This window comes from Streptomyces fodineus (genome assembly GCF_001735805.1).
Lineage (GTDB): Bacteria > Actinomycetota > Actinomycetes > Streptomycetales > Streptomycetaceae > Streptomyces > Streptomyces fodineus.
This window is the reverse complement of sequence record NZ_CP017248.1, coordinates 2485623-2503189: the sequence shown is the minus strand read 5'-3', so window position 1 is coordinate 2503189 and position 17567 is coordinate 2485623. Positions and strand designations below refer to the sequence as shown.

The 17567-nt window shown below is 72.6% G+C and carries 15 protein-coding genes and 2 pseudogenes; 6 read left to right on the top strand and 11 right to left on the bottom strand.

From position 1 onward, the window contains the following. Positions 1–566: 566 nt before the first annotated feature. Positions 567–1934, top strand: a complete 1368-nt coding sequence (locus tag BFF78_RS10095; protein WP_069777984.1) for a nucleobase:cation symporter-2 family protein — start codon at positions 567–569, stop codon at positions 1932–1934. Between the two features lie 100 nt (positions 1935–2034). On the opposite strand, the gene BFF78_RS10090 is transcribed toward BFF78_RS10095, so the two are convergent. From BFF78_RS10090 to BFF78_RS43055, 6 genes are all read right to left on the bottom strand, one after another. Then, on the bottom strand, positions 2035–2457 hold the full coding sequence (locus BFF78_RS10090; protein WP_069777983.1) for an acyl-CoA thioesterase: 423 nt from the start codon (positions 2455–2457) through the stop codon (positions 2035–2037). Positions 2458–2509: 52 nt separating this feature from the next. Next, on the bottom strand, positions 2510–3133 hold the full coding sequence (locus tag BFF78_RS10085) for a hypothetical protein (protein ID WP_069777982.1): 624 nt from the start codon (positions 3131–3133) through the stop codon (positions 2510–2512). Positions 3134–3254: 121 nt separating this feature from the next. Then, positions 3255–3854, bottom strand: a complete 600-nt coding sequence (locus BFF78_RS10080; RefSeq protein WP_069777981.1) for a histidine phosphatase family protein — start codon at positions 3852–3854, stop codon at positions 3255–3257. Between the two features lie 396 nt (positions 3855–4250). Beyond that, the gene (locus tag BFF78_RS10075; protein ID WP_069777980.1) at positions 4251–4820 is read right to left on the bottom strand and encodes a DUF4232 domain-containing protein; all 570 of its coding nucleotides are present in this window, start codon (positions 4818–4820) and stop codon (positions 4251–4253) included. Positions 4821–4847: 27 nt separating this feature from the next. Next, the gene (locus tag BFF78_RS10070) at positions 4848–6614 is read right to left on the bottom strand and encodes a trypsin-like serine peptidase (protein WP_227025801.1); all 1767 of its coding nucleotides are present in this window, start codon (positions 6612–6614) and stop codon (positions 4848–4850) included. Between the two features lie 98 nt (positions 6615–6712). Then, positions 6713–6898 carry a DUF397 domain-containing protein gene (locus BFF78_RS43055; RefSeq protein ID WP_079161249.1) on the bottom strand — a complete coding sequence of 62 codons (186 nt, stop codon included), beginning with the start codon at positions 6896–6898 and terminating at the stop codon, positions 6713–6715. Between BFF78_RS43055 and BFF78_RS48155 the strand changes: the two are divergent. Next, positions 6851–6961: pseudogene (locus tag BFF78_RS48155) on the top strand (ATP-binding protein); the annotation flags it as partial. The gene BFF78_RS43055 and the pseudogene BFF78_RS48155 overlap by 48 nt on opposite strands. Before the next feature lie 3 nt (positions 6962–6964). Here BFF78_RS48155 and BFF78_RS10065 read toward each other — a convergent pair. Further along, on the bottom strand, positions 6965–8173 hold the full coding sequence (locus BFF78_RS10065; protein WP_069777979.1) for a pyridoxal phosphate-dependent aminotransferase: 1209 nt from the start codon (positions 8171–8173) through the stop codon (positions 6965–6967). An 81-nt stretch (positions 8174–8254) separates the two neighbouring features. Between BFF78_RS10065 and BFF78_RS10060 the strand changes: the two genes are divergently transcribed. Next, positions 8255–8881, top strand: a complete 627-nt coding sequence (locus BFF78_RS10060; protein WP_069777978.1) for a winged helix-turn-helix transcriptional regulator — start codon at positions 8255–8257, stop codon at positions 8879–8881. 93 nt (positions 8882–8974) lie between these two features. On the opposite strand, the gene BFF78_RS10055 is transcribed toward BFF78_RS10060, so the two are convergent. The 3 genes from BFF78_RS10055 to BFF78_RS10045 are packed head-to-tail and all read right to left on the bottom strand — an operon-like array spanning position 8975 to position 12561. Further along, a complete protein-coding gene (locus BFF78_RS10055; RefSeq protein ID WP_069783505.1) occupies positions 8975–9775 on the bottom strand; it encodes a hypothetical protein in 801 nt (266 codons plus the stop codon). Continuing rightward, the gene (locus BFF78_RS10050) at positions 9775–11037 is read right to left on the bottom strand and encodes a VWA domain-containing protein (protein WP_069777977.1); all 1263 of its coding nucleotides are present in this window, start codon (positions 11035–11037) and stop codon (positions 9775–9777) included. The genes BFF78_RS10055 and BFF78_RS10050 overlap by 1 nt, the downstream gene beginning before the upstream one ends. A gap of 9 nt (positions 11038–11046) precedes the next feature. Then, complete coding sequence (locus BFF78_RS10045) at positions 11047–12561, bottom strand: IucA/IucC family protein (protein ID WP_069777976.1); 1515 nt, start codon at positions 12559–12561, stop codon at positions 11047–11049. A gap of 85 nt (positions 12562–12646) precedes the next feature. On the opposite strand from BFF78_RS10045, the gene BFF78_RS10040 reads away from it, so the two are divergent. Continuing rightward, positions 12647–14161 (top strand): IucA/IucC family protein, encoded by a 1515-nt coding sequence (locus tag BFF78_RS10040; protein WP_069777975.1) that lies wholly within the window; start codon positions 12647–12649, stop codon positions 14159–14161. Positions 14162–14315: 154 nt separating this feature from the next. Here BFF78_RS10040 and BFF78_RS10035 read toward each other — a convergent pair whose 3' ends face one another. Beyond that, the gene (locus tag BFF78_RS10035) at positions 14316–15053 is read right to left on the bottom strand and encodes a CAP domain-containing protein (RefSeq protein ID WP_069777974.1); all 738 of its coding nucleotides are present in this window, start codon (positions 15051–15053) and stop codon (positions 14316–14318) included. 437 nt (positions 15054–15490) lie between these two features. Between BFF78_RS10035 and BFF78_RS10030 the strand changes: the two are divergent. After that, positions 15491–16519: pseudogene (locus tag BFF78_RS10030) on the top strand (sensor histidine kinase); the annotation flags it as partial. Positions 16520–16598: 79 nt separating this feature from the next. Continuing rightward, a complete protein-coding gene (locus BFF78_RS10025) occupies positions 16599–17498 on the top strand; it encodes a HipA family kinase (RefSeq protein WP_069777973.1) in 900 nt (299 codons plus the stop codon). Positions 17499–17567: the final 69 nt, after the last annotated feature.

Below are 17567 nucleotides of genomic sequence, written 5' to 3'. Positions count from 1 at the left end.
GGTCTGCCGGAGGTCCCGGTGGGTCGGTCTGTGCGGCCGGTCTGCCGGAGGTCTCGGCGGGTTGGTCCGTGTGGCCGGTCTGCCGGACAACTCGGCGGCCACCTCTCGCGGGTGGCCCGCCGGAAGGCTTGGCGGACGCTCCGTGCGGGCGTTCGCCGTAGAGCTCGGCGGACCGGATCATGCGGCCGGTCTGCCGGAGGTCTCGGCAGGTTGGTCCGTGTGGCCGGTCTGCCGGAGGTCTCGGTGGGTTGGTCCGTGTGGCCGGTCTGCTGGAGGTCTCGGCAGGTTGGTCCGTGTGGCCGGTCTGCTGGAGGTCTCGGTGGGTCGGTCTGTGTGGCCGGTCTGCCGGAATGCTCCGGTCGGGAGGGACGGCTCCCGGCCGGGGTCCGTGGACCCGAGCGGGGTCCACGGCAGCCGTTCCGGGGCGCGTGTAAGACGCACGTGCCCCGGAACGGTCACCGCTCGACCCGCTCGCTCCACCCCCGTCCCGGTCCCGCACGACCACACGCACCACCTCCATGAAACCCACGTCATCGACGACGTGTTAGCCGCTCGGAGGAGCCGCCGTGGCCGCCCATCCTGTTGACGAGAAACTCCCCGCCCTGAAAATGGCGACCAGCGGCCTGCAGCATGTGGCCGCCATGTACGCGGGAGTCGTCGCCCCACCCCTGATCGTCGGCGCGGCCGTAGGCCTGTCCGGCAAAGACCTCACCTTCCTCACCGGAGCCTGTCTGTTCACCGCCGGGCTCGCCACCTTCCTGCAGACGCTCGGCTTCTGGAAGATCGGCGCCCGGCTGCCCTTCGTCAACGGCGTCACCTTCGCCGGTGTCGCCCCCATGACGGCGATCGTGGCGTCCGCCAAGGACAAGTCCGACGCCCTGCCGATGATCTTCGGTGCGGTCATCGTCGCCGGTCTGCTCGGCTTCATCGCCGCGCCCTTCTTCAGCAAGGCCGTCCGTTTCTTCCCGCCCGTCGTCACCGGTTCGGTCATCACCCTGATCGGTGTCTCCCTGCTCCCCGTCGCGTTCGGCTGGGCCCAGGGCCCGAACCCCGCCGCGCACGACTACGGCTCGACGACCAACCTCGCCCTGGCCGGCGTCACCCTCCTCGTCGTCCTGCTGCTGCGCCGCTTCACCCGCGGCTTCGTCAAGCAGATCGCGGTGCTGCTCGGTCTGATCCTCGGCACGCTCATCGCGATACCCTTCGGCGTCACGGACTTCAGCCCCGTCGCGCACTCCGCCGTCGTCGGCTTCCCGGCCCCGTTCCACTTCGGCACCCCGACGTTCCACATCGCGGCGATCCTGTCGATGTGCGTGGTGATGGCCGTCTCCATGACGGAGTCCACGGCCGACATGCTGGCCCTCGGCGAGATCGTCGAACGCCCCGCCGACGAGAAGACCATCGCGGCCGGCCTGCGCGCCGACACCCTCGGCTCCGCGCTCAGCCCGCTGTTCAACGGCTTCATGTGCAGTGCCTTCGCGCAGAACATCGGACTCGTCGCCATGACGAGGATCCGCAGCCGCTTCGTCGTCGCCGCGGGCGGCGGCTTCCTGGTCCTGATGGGCCTGTGCCCGATGGCCGCCTCGCTCATCGCGGTCGTCCCGCGCCCGGTCCTCGGCGGCGCCGGCGTCGTCCTGTTCGGCTCGGTCGCCGCGAGCGGCATCCAGACCCTGGTCCGGGCCGGACTGGAGAAGGACAACAACGTCCTGATCGTCGCCGTCTCCCTCGCGGTCGGCCTCATCCCGATCACCGCGCCGGGCTTCTACCACGCGTTCCCCGAGACCGCGAAGATCGTCCTGGACTCCGGCATCTCCACCGGTTGCGTCTGCGCCGTCCTGCTCAACCTGGTCTTCAACCACCTCGGCAGGGGCGAGGACGCCGAGGACGTCACACACCCGATGGAGGCGGGCCAGGAACTCACGACCGCCCACTGAACACCCGCCCGGGGCACGGCAGCTGCCGTGCCCCCGCTCCGGGCGGGCGAGCCGGTGCCCGGCCGTCCTTCGAGGCGCGTTGCGAGGCGAGGCGCGGGTGCTACAGGCCGAACAGGGCGAGGTCCGTCGTGAGTTCCTTGAACACCTCGCGCGGGTCGCCGAGCAGCTTGCGCTCCTTGAGGTCCAGCAGGCCCCCGACCGCGCTGAGTTCGGCCGCCACCGTGCCATCGGTCCTGCGTATCTCCTGCAGGATCCGGAACGTCTTGCCGCCGCCCCACTCGAACTCGACTGTCACGTCGACCTCGTCGCCCGCGAGCAGTTCGTGCCGGTAGCGGATGGTCGTCTCCAGCGCCACCGGCCCCACGCCCTGGGCAGCGAGCCGCGCCTGACTGATCCCCGCCGCCTGGAGCAGCGACCAGCGGGCGTGCTCCGCGTAGTTGAGGTACACCGCCTGGTTGAGGTGGCCCTGTACGTCGGTCTCGTAGCCGCGCACGGTCACACGGACGGAAAACGGTTCGGTCACGGTTCGCCCTTCTCATGTTCGAATCGCCGATCCACCGATCTTGGCACGCCGCTCACACCCGGCGCGGTGAAGCCAGCAGATAGCGCGCTCTGGTCCGCGGATCCGTGTACTCGCCGGCCTGCCAGCCCGCGCGCTCCAGCGTGGCCGCGCAGGCCGCCAGGCTCCGTGCGTCCGGCGCGTACACGGCGACCGCCTCCGGCTGCGGGGTCGCACGCACCCGGTAACCGTCCGCGTCCACGCCCGCCGGACGGTGCCCGGCCGCCTCCAGGGCCAGCGCCGCCGCCCGCACCAGATGCGTACGCTCCCAGCCGCACGGCCGGTCCACGGCGCCGTCGGAGTTCGTCATCCGCCGCAGCTCCAGCAGCCCCTGCCAGGCGCCGTGCACCTCACGCAGCCGCGCCGCGGCGTCCGCCGGCGCCGCCTCCTCGCCGCCGACCCGCGCCGCGAACACCCCCGTGTCCGGCACCGGCTCCTCCCTCGCCGGCTCGGGCACCGCCTCCCGTACCCGATGGCCCGCCGGGGTCAGGAAGTGCTCGTGCGGCGCACGCGGATGCCGGAAGGCCAGCCCCCGCTTCACCAGCGCCGCCAGCTGTGCCTCCGTACCGCGCAGCCGCCCGGTCAACGGATCGGCGGCCTCGATCACCCGCCGCTGCGCGGCGGTCGGCGGTCGGCTCACGGCGCGCTCCCTCCGGTCCCGTCCCCTGTCCGGGGCCGCCCGTCGGACGGCCCATTCGCAGAGTACGGCCCGGGTCTGACAACGCGGCCGTCGTTCGTATCCGGGCCCTGCACCGGGGGGCCTATTCCTGCGGCCGGATGTTCCACCCCGCCACCACCGGCCGTCCGTGCTCCGTGCCCAGGTTGCACAGGGTCCCCGTCGCCAGCTGGAACAGGGCGCCGTGCCGGGGCGGGAGGCCGAGACGGCGGGCGGTGAGGACGCGGAGGAAGTGGCCGTGGGCGATCAGCACGACCGCGCCGTCGGTGGCGGCGAGGGCGGCGTCGGCCTTGGCCAGCATCCGGTCGGCGCGCTCGCCGACCTGCTCCGGGGTCTCGCCCGGATGCTCCGGCGGCCCCGGCGCGACCCCGTCCGTGAACAGGAACCAGCCTGGCCGGCTCCGCTGGATCTCGGCGGTGGTCACGCCCTCGTAGCCGCCGTAGTCCCACTCGCGCAGGTCGGCGTCGACCCGCGCGTCCGGGATCCCGATGAGCTCGGCGGTCTCCCGGGCCCGCCGCAGGGGGCTGACGAACGCGGCCCCGATCCGGTGCGAGCGGACCAGCGGCACCAGCCGGCGTGCCTCCTCCCGGCCGTGCTCGGTGAGGGGCATGTCGGTCCAGCCGGTGTGCCGTCCGGACCGTGACCACTCGGTCTCACCGTGCCGGACGAGAAAGAGGTCACCCACGTCCGCGCCCTTCCCGCTCGCCTGTCAGCACGGTGTCACAGGGCACCGGGGGCGCGCAGGACGGACTCGGCCAGACGGCCGTTCTCCAGGGCGGCGCCGACTCCGGAGGGGAAGGCGAACCGGCGCCGGGTGTAGCCGTACGCGATGCCGTTCGCCGGGTCGGCGAAGCCCGGCGAGCCGGTCGCACCGCTGTGCCCGAAGGCGCCGGCGGCCAGGAACGCGTAGAGCCCGGGGGTGTGCTCGAAGCCGCGCGCGAAGTGGTCGTCGGCGCCGGTGACCAGGTCCGGGCCCCCGGGGTGCGGAGCTCGCCGAACAGCGCCGCGGTCTCGGGCGTGAGTAGCGGTGGCCTGCCGTCCACTGTGCTGGCATTCCCGGACCGGGCCGCCGGATGTGCCGTCAGGATCCGGTCGACGCGCGCCGCGGTGGCTCCATGGCGATGATCTGCCCGCAGGCGTCCAGCGTGACGGACTTCCGGTGCGCGTCCGTCACGGGCACGACGACACGGTCGGAGTCGTGTGGTGCCCACACCACCGCCTCGCTCTGCCGCACGCACCAGGTGTTGGTGCCTTTCGGGTCGCGGGGCACGTAGCGGAGGTCCACGGTCACGGCCGCTTTCCCGGGCAGGGGGAGGGGCGCCGGGTGACCGAGTCCGGAGCCGTCGATGCTCTCCGCCTTGCCGTTGTGGATCTCAACGCCCGGATAGCCGTCGAACACACACGTCTTCGAGCCCTTGTTGATGGCGGTCATGCGCGCGTTGGGCCGTAGACCGCCGTTCTCGCTCCCGCCGAGCAGGACCAGTGACCACGTCAGCGCAGCCGTACGGCAGGGCGGCGCGGACGCGTCGGGAGTGGCCCTGGCCCTGGTTGTGGTCGTGGTCGTGCCGCAGGCCGTCAGGGCCAGGCCTGCGGTGACCATGCCTGCGGTGACCATGGCGAGTACGCCGGTGAGGCGCCTGGTCGCTCGCATGGTTCCCCCGTGATGTCGTCGCGCCGGTCAGGTGCCCGGCCGGACCAGTGTGTTCTCCGTGCCGAGGGCCTTGGCGCCGGTGTCGGCGTACAGCGAGGTCTCGCCGTCGGACCAGCGCACGACCAGGTCGTCGCCGGTGTGGTCGGAGGTGAGATTCCCAGTGGTCATGACCTGGGCGTGCTGCCAGGTGGTGTTGGGGCCGACCAGCCGGGACCGGGTGCCGAGCCCGGCGGCCGAGACACCGGTGTAGCTGTCGAGCGAGCCGTCGGACCAGCGCACGAGCAGGTCCGCGCCGGCCGTGCCCTTGAGGGCGCCGCCGGCCAGCAGCGCGGCCTTGGTCCAGGTGCCGTTCGCCCCGACGAGCCGCTTGCCGGTGCCGAAGGAGCCGGAGCGGATCGCCGTGTACAGCATCAGGCTGCCGTCGGTCCGGCGGGCCAGCACATCGGTCGCGCCCTTGGCCCCGTGGAACTGCCCGGAGGTGAGCTGTACGACGTTCTTCCAGTCGGAGTTGGGCTTCGCCATCTGCACCTCACGGCCCACCCCGGACGCGCTGAGGGCCGGGTACAGGGTGACCTCGCCGTCGGACCAGCGCACCAGCAGGCCGGGCCGGGTGCCGCCGAAGGTCCCGCCGGTGATGCTCCGGGCGTGCGTCCAGGTGGAGTTGGCCTTCAGCAGCCACTTCTCGGCCCCGAACGCACCCTGGCCGTCCCCGGGATACAGGGTGACTCCGCCGTCGGACCAGACGACGAGCAGATCGCCGATGAGGTCGCCGGTGTAGTCGGCGGAGGCCATCAGCGTGGCCTTCTGCCAGCGGGCCGCGCCACCGGGCAACTGCAGGCCCAGGTAGGGCGGCTGATTGGCGGGCGGGTCCTGTCCGGCCACCGCGTTCGCAAGGAGGTTCGCGGCGTCGGCGCCGAAAGCCGGGGCGTAGCTGATGTAGTCGACGTTCGCGTCGTTGCCGCCGCCGTTGTAGCCGCCGAGGTTGCCGATGACGTGCCCGGTGTGGGCGTCGTCCTGGTAGTCGGTGATCCAGGGGCTGCCGGACGTGCCGCCGTAGAAGCCGCCGCAGGTCATGGCCAGTTGCCGGTAGGCGGGGAGTTGTGTCGTCGGCACGGTGCACTTGACGGCCTGCCCCGTGCTGTTGTGCTGGTAGGCGGGGTAACCGACGACGGTGACGTTCTTCTGCGTGTAGCTGGTGGGCCGGGTGAAGGTCAGTCCACCGCCCACCGCGTCCTGAAGGCTCTGGCCGTTCTGGTTGGGCGAGACCCGCGCGAACGCCGTGTCCAGGTCGGACGAGGGGCCCTTGGTGGTCGACGAGCCCTTGTCGGGCGTGTACCGGGGGTCGATGTAGACGTGCTGGATGTGGAAGATGCCGTACGGCTGCTGGTCGGGGCCGGCGCCCTGCACGAACTGCGGGACGAAGACGTAGTCACCGTTCATGTTCAGCGCGCAGTGGGCCGCGGTGAGGACGACGTTCCGTACGGAGGTGTCGATGACGCTGCCGGTGCAGTGCCAGGTGGTGCCGCTCGGCCCGTCGGACCCGAAGAACGTCCCCACGAGCCGGGTCCCCTTGAACAGGGTGCCTTGCGGGCGGCCCGTCGCCGCGGCCGACTGCCCGGGCCCGGCCGGTGCCGTCCGGCCCCCGTCCAGCGGCTTGGCGTCCGCCATGCGCTGCGCGGTCCAGAACCGCGCGGCCTGCCGGGCCTCCTGCCCGGCGGACGGGTCCGGCGACGCCGCCTGCGCGGCCGGCGTCGCCAGTCCGACGGCTGCCCCGCACATCATGGCCACGGACACGGCCGCCCAGCGTATTCGGTCCGACAGCACTGCTGCTCCCCTGCTTCCCCTGATCATGCGGGGCGATCTTCGCACAGAGGCCGGCGGACGGGCGAACGTCAGTGAGCGACGGCGTACGAGACGAAGGCGGCCCACTGCTGGGGCGCGAAGGCGAGCTGGGGGCCTTGCAGGTGCTTCGAGTCGCGTAACCACTCCAGCGGGGAACCGTTGGCGCCGTGCCGTCGGTCTGTTCCACGGCTGAGTCCGGGCGGGGTCTCCTCCTCGTCGAGGCCCTGGCGAGACACTGGGGGACGACGTGCGGGGACCCCTACACCAAGACGGTGTGGTGCGAGGTCGTCCTCGGCTGAGTGTCACTGCCGGTAGCCGCCGAGGAACCGCCCGATCCGGCCGATCGCCGCCTCCAGGTCCTCCGCGTGCGGCAGGGTGAGGATGCGGAAGTGGTCGGGGGAGGGCCAGTTGAAGCCGGTGCCCTGGACGACCTGGATCTTCTCGCGCAGCAGCAGGTCGAGGACGAACTTCTCGTCGTCGTGGATGCGGTGCACCTTCGGGTCGATGCGCGGGAACGCGTACAGCGCACCCTTGGGCTTGACGCAGGACACCCCGGGGATCTCGTTGAGCTTCTCCCAGGCCACGTTCCGCTGCTCGTACAACCGGCCGCCGGGCACGGTGAGTTCACGGATGGACTGGCGCCCGCCGAGCGCGGCCTGGATGGCGTACTGGGCGGGGGCGTTGGCGCACAGGCGCATGGAGGCCAGCATGGTCAGGCCCTCCAGGTAGTCCTTCGCGTGCTGCCTGGGGCCGGTCACCACCAGCCAGCCGGAGCGGAAGCCCGCCACCCGGTAGGTCTTCGACAGGCCGCAGAAGGTGAGGACGACCAGGTCGGGGGCGAGGGCGGCGGCCGAGTGGTGGACGGCGTCGTCGTAGAGGATCTGGTCGTAGATCTCGTCGGCGAACACCATCAGGCCGTGCCGGCGGGCGAGGTCCAGGATGCCCTCGACGACCTCCTTCGGATACACCGCGCCCGTCGGGTTGTTGGGGTTGATGATGACCACGGCCTTCGTGCGGTCCGTGATCTTCGACGCCATGTCGGCCAGGTCCGGGTTCCAGTCGGCCTGTTCGTCGCACAGGTAGTGGACCGCCTTGCCGCCCGCGAGGGTCGTCGCGGCGGTCCAGAGGGGGAAGTCCGGTGCGGGGATCAGGATTTCGTCGCCGTCCTCGACCAGGGCCGTCACGGCCATGGAGACCAGCTCGGAGACGCCGTTGCCGAGGAAGACGTCGTCGACCCCGACGTCGACGCCCAGGTTCTGGTAGCGCTGGGCGACCGCCCGGCGGGCGGAGAGGATGCCGCGGGAGTCGGTGTAGCCGTGCGCCCGCGGCAGCATCCGGATCATGTCCTGGAGGATCTCCTCCGGCGCCTCGAAACCGAAGGCCGCGGGGTTGCCGGTGTTCAGGCGCAGCACGCTGTGCCCCGCCTCCTCCAGCGCGTTGGCGTGCTCGATCACCGGGCCGCGGATCTCGTAACAGACCTCGCTGAGCTTGTTCGACTGCCGGAACTCCATGCGCCCCTCCGGAAACTCGTGTTGCTTGGTTTTACCAAGCAGGAGCTTGGAAAGTCCAACAACGCGTCTAGACTGCGTCGCATGTCACCACGCCGAAGGTACGACCAGTACTGCTCCGCAGCCCGCGCCCTCGACCTCGTCGGCGACCGCTGGACCCTGCTGATCGTCCGGGAACTGCTGGCCGGCCCCCGCCGCTACACGGACCTGCACGCGGACCTCCCCGGCGTGAGCACGGACGTACTCGCCTCCCGGCTGAAGGACATGGAACGGGACGGCCTCGCGACACGGCGGCGGCTGCCCCCGCCCGGGGCGGCCTACGTGTACGAACTCACCGCGCGCGGACGCCAGTTGCTGCCGGTGCTCCAGGCACTCGGGCGGTGGGGGGAGGGTGAACTGGGGGAGCGGCGGCCCACCGACGCGGTCCGCGCCCACTGGTTCGCCCTGCCGCTGCTGCGCGCACTGGAGGGGGAGGGAATCGTCGAAGTCCGGCTGGAGGAGGGGGACTTCCATCTGCGGGCCGGCGCGGAGGAGGGCCCGGTGTACGGCGAGGGACCCGCCCCGGCCGAGCCCGACGCCCGCCTCACCATGGATGCGGCGACCTGCGAGGCGGTCGCCCGAGGCGAGCTGGCCCTGACCGACGCCGTCCGGGCGGGCCGGGCGACGGTGACGGGCGACGGCGCACTGGCCAAGGCCCTGCGGGAGGCGTAGGAGCGGAAGACGGAAAACGGAAGACGGAAGACGGAAAACGGAAGAGGGAAAAGGGAAGGCCCGCCGGGCAGGCGGGCCTTCGAGTGCGTCGGCTCACATGGTCGGTGGCACCCGGGACGGCCGTCCCGAACCCCGGGTCAGCGCATACCCTCCGATCCCGGCGAGAGCCGCGAGCAGGCCCCCGATCGCGGTCCACACCCACCGGTCGGACCACCAGCCCGACGACCAGCCGTCGTCGGAGCCGAAGCTGGACAGCACCGCCTTCTTCGAACCGCTCCCGCTGTCCTCGGACTTGGCGGCGATCCCGGGAACCAGCGGCTTGGCCAGCGAGCCGTCGACCGCCGCCGCGCCCCCGATGTCCTTGGAGTCGGCACGGACCTCGACGCCGACCGGCTTGCCGAGGTCGGCGGAGCCGAGGTCGACGACCGTCAGCCGGGCGTAGTAGGTGCCGGGCAGCGGGTCGTTGGCCCAGGGCTCCGACCAGCCGCGTACGGTCCGCAGCACACACGCCAGCTCGACGGAGGGCTCCCCCTGCTCGGCCGTACGGGTCGCCGCGCCGTACTGGCAGGCCTGGCGGCGCCGCAGTCCGTCGTACACGTCGAGCTGCCAGGTCTGCGACCCGTGCGCGGCGGGCAGCTTCACCGTCGCCTTGACGGTGGGCCGCTGCCCGGTGTCCGCGGGGAACGACCAGTACAGGTAGTCACCGGTGGAGGCGGACGCGGTGGCGCTCTGCCCCTGCTGGAGCTCCGTCGCCGTACGGAAGGACGTGCCCGCCCGGGTGGGCGCCGCGCCGTCGGCGGAGGCGCTCGGCGACGGGGAGGAGTCGGCCGCGGCCGGACCGGCCGCGAGCCCGAGCGCCAGCAGCGCGGTGCCCAGCACACGTGTGATACGCATCAGTTCGTCCTCCAGATGGCGACCCGCCAGCGCGAAAGCCAGCCCCACAGCACACCCGCCAGGAAGCCGGTCAGCACCAGCGCACCCAGCAGCCACCAGCCGCGTCCGAGACCGAAGGACGCCACGTCGTGATGGCCTGAGGGGCCGTCCACGACATCGACGGTCAGCTCCAGCGGCAGACCGGGCGTGGTCTTGACACCGGCCGCGGGCGAGAAGGAGTTGGTGACCTGCAGGCACACCGTCTCCGCGGGCGCGTTGTCGTCGTCGCCCTCGGGCTTCGGGTAGCGCAGCCCCGTCGAGATCACGTCCGTACGGCCCGTGCCCGCGGCCTCGCCGCGCACGATCTCCCGTCCGTGCCCCGTCACCGCCCGCAGCAGCACCCCGTAGTCGGGGTTCACGGCACGGTCGTCGGCCACGCTCACCGAGGCGCGCAGCTCCTTGCCGGGATCGACGTCGACCTTGTACCAGCGCTGCTGCCCGAACTCCGCACGGTCCGTGTACAGCCCGGACTTCAGCGCCGGTGCCTTCTCGCAGCTCGCGGCGCCCTCGGTGGCCACCGGCGTCACCACCGGATCGGCGGCCCGGTCGACCAACTGTCCGACGCGGCTGCTCAGTTGCTGCTTGTGGCGTACGTCGGTGTAGGTGCCGCCGGTGGCGTCCGCGATGCAGCTGAGCTGGTCGCGGGTCTTGGCGTCCGGCACCAGGCCGAGCGTGTCGATGGTCAGGCCGATGCCCTTGGCCGCTATCTCGCGGGCCACCTCGCACGGGTCGAGCGGCTGGCAGGTGTCCTCGCCGTCGCTGATCAGGACGATACGGCGGGTGCCGTCGCCGCCGTTCAGGTCGTCCGCCGCCTTCAGCAGCGCGGGCCCGATCGGCGTCCAGCCGGTGGGCTGCAGCGTGGCCACCGCGGTCTTCGCGTCGGTGCGGTTCAGCGGGCCTACCGGGTAGAGCTGCGCGGTGTCCTTGCAGCCCTCCTTGCGGTCGTTACCGCGGTAGTTGGCGCCCAGGGTGCGGATGCCGAGCTTGACCTCCTGCGGGGTCGCGTCGAGCACCTCGTTGAACGCCTGCTTCGCCGCGGCCATCCGGGAGTCGCCGTCGATGTCCCGTGTCCGCATCGAACCGCTGACATCCAGCACGAGTTCGACCTTCGGGGCGGTCGCCTGCGTCTCGTCGGCGACGGCTCCGCCGGGGAACGCGATCCCGGCCGCCAGGGCGGCGAGCAGAGCACAGACGCCCGCCGCCAGCCGTTGTCTTGTGATCATCGCCGGATCTTATGGACCGGACGGGCCGGTCTCCAAAACGAGCGGGTTCGGCAGGGACATCCACTGGTCGCCCGGGGTTCGGGGAGACAGCCGCATCAGGGCCAACGCCTTGGCCGGGAGCAGTCCTTCGCGCAGGGCGCGGCTGTCGGGGGTGTCCGGCAGGTCCGGTACGGCGGCCGACAGGGCCGCCCCCAGTGCCGGGCCCGAGCCCGCCGTACCGGCCAGGGCGCCCCCCACGAGGGAGCCGAACAGCTTGCGGCGCAGGGCCGTTTCGTCGTCGGTGATCAGTCGGCCGGTGAGCGGGGGCGGGGTGATGCCGTGCCGGGTCAGCCGGGCGGGGCTGATCCGGATGTCGGCCAGATCGCGGTAGACCAGCCGCAGCGGGGTGCCGTCGGCCGCGAGGATCACCAGCAGGTTCTGGCCGTGCGCCTCCAGGGCCACGCCGAGATCGAGCAGCCGCAGGCCCACGGCCAGCGCCAGCCGGGTGAAGCCGGCCAGCCAGCCCGGTGTGTCCGGCAGCCCGGTCAGGGCGAGCGCGGCCACCGGAACGACCCGCTCGCCCGGACCCGCGTACACCTGCGGCGACTCCCGCAGCAGCGCGGCCAGATCGGGGGAGTGGGCCGAGACCGCGGCCGGTGTGCGAGTGATGTGCAGCAGCCCGTCGGTGTGCGCCGCCAGCTCCTCGCCGAGGGCGGACAGGGGCGCCGCGGCCCGCACCGAGTACGGCGAGATGTCCCGCACGGAGGACGTCAGCCGCGCGCTCAGCGCGGTCTTCACATGCGGTCCGTCCGCCAGCGCGAGCGTGCGCAGGGACAGCAGGGGGCGGGCCGGGCGCCAGGGGTCGTACGCTCGCTTGAGCACATGGGCGGCCTGCCAGGGGTGCACGGGCACCAGCAGCCGGTCCCCGTCGCGCAGTTCCGCCGGCCAGTCGCCGCTCACCAGGCACTCCTCCGCCGGCACCGGCACCGTGCCCAGCTCCACCACCGGCCGGTGCTCCGGCCCGTACGCCAGCTGGTCGGCCACCGAGAAACCGGGCCGGGCACGGCAGTTGGGGTGGAAGGGATGCCCGTCGGTCACCCGCTGCTCCCACTCCCAGTCCCGGTCCGGCCACTCCTTCGGGTGATCCGCATCGGCCCGCGACAGCGCCAACGAGGCGACGCTCCCGGCCAGTTCGGCCGCGAAGGCGGCGCCGTGCGGCACGGCGAGGGCGGTCATCAGCCCGGCCGGATCGACGTGCCGCTCCCGGTCCAGGCGGACCCCGGTGACGTACGCGCCGGTGCTGTACGGGTCCGCGGGCGGCCCGTACAGCGTCCGGCCGTCGGCGAGCCGCAGCGCGAGGCTGTGCGCGCCGTGCGTCCGGGCGGTGACCCAGGGCAGCGGCTCATGGGCCAGCGCCCGCCACAGCCGGGTCAGCACCGCGGCGCGGGCGCCCGGCAGCTCGGCCGTGTACCGGGGCAGCAACGCGGGCCGCAGGGCGGTCAGCTCGTCAGCGACCTCGGCCTCTGCGGTGGGGGGACGGTGCACGGTCGGCTCCTCGGGTACACACGGCAGGCAGGACGATTGTCAGGGACGACAGACATACTGATCGCGAGCACACCGGACGAAACGAATGGATCGCGTGGACTCCTCCCTCTCCTTCGGAGCACCCGCCACCGAGGACGCCGGCCGCCGGGCCGACGCCTACGCGGCCGCGCCCCTGCTGAACTGCCTGCTGCGCGAGGTGGCCGAGCCGCTCGCGGACCCCGGTGACCCGCGGGTCCACCGGCTGCCGAGCGGGCGGCTGCTGCGCGTACGGGCCGGCCGGCGGCCCGCCGACCCCGAGGTGCGCGCGGCCGGGACCTGGCACCGGATCGGCCACACCGAGCTGGTCAAACTGGTCGCCGAGGAGCTGCGCCGGCACACCGGGCTGCCTTGCGGTGACCTGCCCGCCGAGATGATCGACAGCCGGGACGCGGTCGCCGCGCTGCTCACCGCCCGCGCACGGGCCACGGCGCCCGCCGACCCCTATCTGCGGTCCGAGCAGTCCCTGATCACCGGCCACCCGTACCACCCGGCGCCCAAGGCGCGCGGCGGCGGCCCGGTCGCCTCCTGGCTGCCGTACGCCCCCGAGGCGCATGCCCGCTTCCCGCTGGTGCTGCTCGGCGTCCGCGAGGACCAGGTGGCCGAGGAGGGCGACACCGGCGCCCTGGACGCGCTCGGCACGGCCCCGCCCGGTTACCGGCTGCTGCCGGCCCACCCCTGGCAGCTGGAGCTGGTGGGCCGGGAGCTGGCGGACGCCTTCGCGGACGGCCGCCTGCTCCGCCTCGGCACGACCGCCTTCGACACCTGGCCGACGGCGGCGATCCGCACGGTGTACGAGCCTGGGCGCGACCTGTTCCTGAAGTTCAGCCTGGACGTCCGCATCACCAACGACATCCGCCGGCTGTGGCGCCACGACCTGCGCAGGCTGCGCCGCACGGACACGGCCGCCGGGCATGCCTTCGCGGCGATGGGGCCGCCCGCGGCCTGGCTGAGCGACCGCGGTTACCGCACGGCCGCCTTCGCCTTCGAGGAGCTGGCCGTCCTCGTCCGCGACGGGCTGCGCGGCCACCTGCTGCCCGGCGCCACCCCGCTGCTCGCGGCCGGGCTCGCCGAGGGCTTCGACGGCAGCCCGCCGGCCACCGCGGCCGACCCGGCGGCCTGGTGGGAGGCGTATCTGCGCCAGGTCGTGCCGCCCGCCCTCACCGCCTTCGACGACCACGGGGTCGTCGTGGAGGCCCATCTGCAGAACACCCTCGTGGCCGTGGACCCGGCCGGTACGCCCGTCCAGGCGCTGTTCCGGGACGCCGAGGGCGTCAAGGTGCTGCCGGACGTGACCCGGGCCGCGGGCTGGGAGCGGCTGGTGTACTGCCTGGTCGTCAACCATCTCGCCGAGATCGCCGCAGCCCTGGCCGAACAGCACCCGGGGTTCGACCCCTGGCCCGCCGCCCGCCGCGAACTCGCCCGGCACGACCTGCCCGAGATCCCCGCCCTGCTCACCTCGCCCACGCTGCCCGGCAAGACCAACCTGCTGCTGCGCTGGACCGGGGCGGACGGCGCGGACGCCCGCTACCGGCCCCTGCCGAACCCGCTGGCGGCCGGCTGACCCGCGGTGGGCCTACGGATCCTGCGGGGCCGCTGCCGGGCCGGCCGGGCTTGCCGGGCCTGCCGGACGTACCGGCCCCGTGGGCTTACCGGGCCTGCGGGGCTTACGGGGCCTGCGGGGCTTACGGGGCATGTGCGGCCACCGGCCTGCGCGCTTACCGGGCCGTACCGAAGTCCTGGGTCCAGTAGCTGCCCGGCTGCGCGAGACCGACGCCGATCTCCTTGAACGAGCAGTCGAGGATGTTGGCCCGGTGTCCGGGGCTGTTCATCCAGCCCGTCATGACCTGGTCCGCGGTGGCGTAGCCGTAGGCGACGTTCTCGCCGTAGGCGCTCCAGGCGTAGCCGGCGCGCGTGATGCGGTCGCCCGGGGACGAGCCGTCGGACCCGGTGTGCGACATGTTCTGGTGGGCCGCCATGTCCGCGCTGTGGGCCTGCGCGGCCTTCATCAGCGCCGCGTTCACGGTCAGGGGATGGCAACCGACCTTGGCGCGCTCGGCGTTGACGAGCTGCACGATGCGTGCGGTGACCCCGGACGCCGTCGCCGTGGGCTTCGGGGTGCTCGGCGCGGCGGGGGCCTTGGACGCGGCTGCGATGGTCCTGGGGGCGCTGGGCGCGGCCGTCTTGTGGGTGCTCGGGGGAGCGGTGGCCGGGTGCGTGGGCGACGCGGTGGCCTGCGGCGTACCGGTGTGACGGTGGCCGTTGCTGTGGTGATGCCGGTGGCCGTGGTGGTGCCGGTGCTCGGGGGTGGTCGTCGCGGCGGCGTCGGACCGGTCCGTCCCGCCGTTCGGCCAGCCGGAACAGGCCAGGGCGACGGACGGCACGCCCACGGCGCCGATGGCTACGGTGCCGATGACTATCCGCCGGAAACGCTGCGCTTTACGGTGCTTGGCCATGCGTGAACCTCACTCGGTGATCGCCGAGCGCTCATTCTCAGGACGGCCTCACAAGAAGCGCAAAGGCCCCTTCTACTACCTCACCTCGTAGACCCTGACGGCTCTTGCCAGCCGGGTGGAGAGATGCCGACTTCGCGTCCGCGATGTTTGCTGATGCCTGGTGGGCCGTCAGGAGGGGTCTTTCTGCGATGAATACGGGACCGCGCCGAGAGGGCGGCATGGCGGTGCTCGCAGAACAGCTCATGCGCACGGCAAGACGGACAAATCCCATATTGTCGCCGGAGTCGCGTCTACTACCCGGCACGACTAGGTCCCGAACGCGGCGTGACGCATGTCACTCATGGCCATGGTTGGCGGGTCGTGGAACCCGGCCCCACATCGTGACCGTGGGCGTGACCGGAACCCGGGGTTGTGGTTTTCTGATGCCTGCACTCCACTCCGCCCGCAAGGCGGTACGCCGGCTCCGTCCGCTGTTCGGTACGGCCGCGCTCGGTCTCACCGACGGCGACCGGCTGCTGGCCTGGGACGGGCCGGGCCGGCACCACGAGGACAAGGCATGGGACCGGGTCCGCCAGGTGCCGGCCACGGGCCGTACCCAGACCTTCGCCGTCGACTGCCCCGACCCGGACTGCCCGGTGCGCCGGGGCGCCGCCGCGCCGCTCACCGTCGAAGGGCGCGTGCTCGGCGCGCTCGTCGTGCTCGGCGCCATGGAGTCGGCCGACGCGGTCCGGGCCACCGAGGAGGTGGCCCGCTGGATCTCCGTACAGCTCGAACTCGCCGATCTCGACCGGACCCGCACGGGACTGATCGAGGCGGAGATCCGCGCGCTGCGCGCCCAGATCTCCCCGCACTTCATCTACAACTCCCTCGCGGCGATCGCCTCGTTCGTACGCACCGACCCCGCGCGGGCCCGCGAACTCCTGCTGGAGTTCGCCGACTTCACCCGCTACTCCTTCCGCCGTCACGGTGAGTTCACCACGCTGGCCGAGGAGTTGCGCTCGACCGAGCAGTTCCTGGAACTGGTGCGGGCCCGGTTCGGGCAGCGGCTGGAGGTGACCCTGCAGATCGCCCCCGAGGTGCTGCCCGTGGCCGTACCGTTCCTGTGCCTGCAGCCGCTGGTGGAGAACGCGGTCAAGCACGGACTGGAGGAGAGCGTCGAGCGCAGCCGCATCACCCTCACCGCGAAGGACGAGGGGGCCTTGGCCCGCATCGAAATCGAGGACAACGGAGTCGGTATGGAACCGGACCGGCTCCGCCGCATCCTGCGTGGCGAGGACGGCCCCGCGACCGGCATCGGGCTGCGCAACGTCGACGAGCGGCTGCGCCAGGTCTACGGCGAGGAGCACGGCCTGGTGATCGAGACCGGCGTGGGAGCCGGGACGAAGATCACGATCCGGGTCCCCAAGTACCGCACCGGAGTGCACAGCGGCCCCCCGCGCACCGCGTCCGCGCCCGGGAGCGCATGACCGGCGCGGGCCGTGCACGCCCGGTTACTATGCCGGTCGAGGCTGATCGTGAGACGAAACCGCCGGGGAGCCAGGGAACATGCTGAGGGAGGTCACCGCAGACCGCTACATCGCGCCCCTGCGGTCCGGCGGCTCCGTCCCCGGGCTCGTCGAGGCCGACGACGACGGCACCTACGTAGTGAAGTTCACCGGCTCCGCGCAGGGACACAAGGCGCTGGTCGCCGAGGTGATCGTCGGCGAACTCGCCCGCGCGCTCGGCCTGCGCTTCCCCGAGCTGGTCCTCGTCCACTTCGACCCCGCGATCGCCGCCGCCGAACCGCACCAGGAGGTCCGGGAGCTGCACGGCGCGAGCGCGGGCGTGAACCTCGGCATGGACTACCTGCCGGGTGCCCGGGACTTCACTCCGGAGATCGCGAAGACCTTTCCCGTGGACCCGCTGGAGGCGGGCCGGATCGTCTGGCTGGACGCGCTGACCGTCAACGTGGACCGCACCGTCCACAGCTCCAACCTCATGGTCTGGCCCACGCTCGGCACCGCACCACCGCGCCTGTGGCTCATCGACCACGGCGCCGCCCTCGTCTTCCACCACCGCTGGGACACCTCGACCCCGGGCAAGAGGTACGACTTCCGCCACCACGCCCTCGGCCACTACGGCCCCGACGTGCGCGCCGCCGACGCCGAACTGGCCCCGCGGGTGACCGAGGAGCTGCTGCGCGGGATCGTCGCCGAGGTCCCGGACCCCTGGCTGGCCGAGGACGCGGGCTTCGCGACCCCGGACGACGTCCGCGCCGCCTACGCCGACTACCTCCTGGCCCGGGTCCGCCTGTCGCCCGAGTGGCTGCCCACCGACTTCCCGAGCCGCGAGCAGCTCGCGGCCGAGGAGGCCGCCCGCGCGGCCAGGACCCAGGCCGGCCGCCCGGCCTGGCTCAAGCACGTCCCCGACCTGCACGGCGAGCCGGCGGCGGAACAGGACCGGTAGCCCACGGCGGTCAAGCGCCCGGTACGCGACCGAGCGGCCCGGGGAAGCAGTTCCCTGGGCCACTCGGAC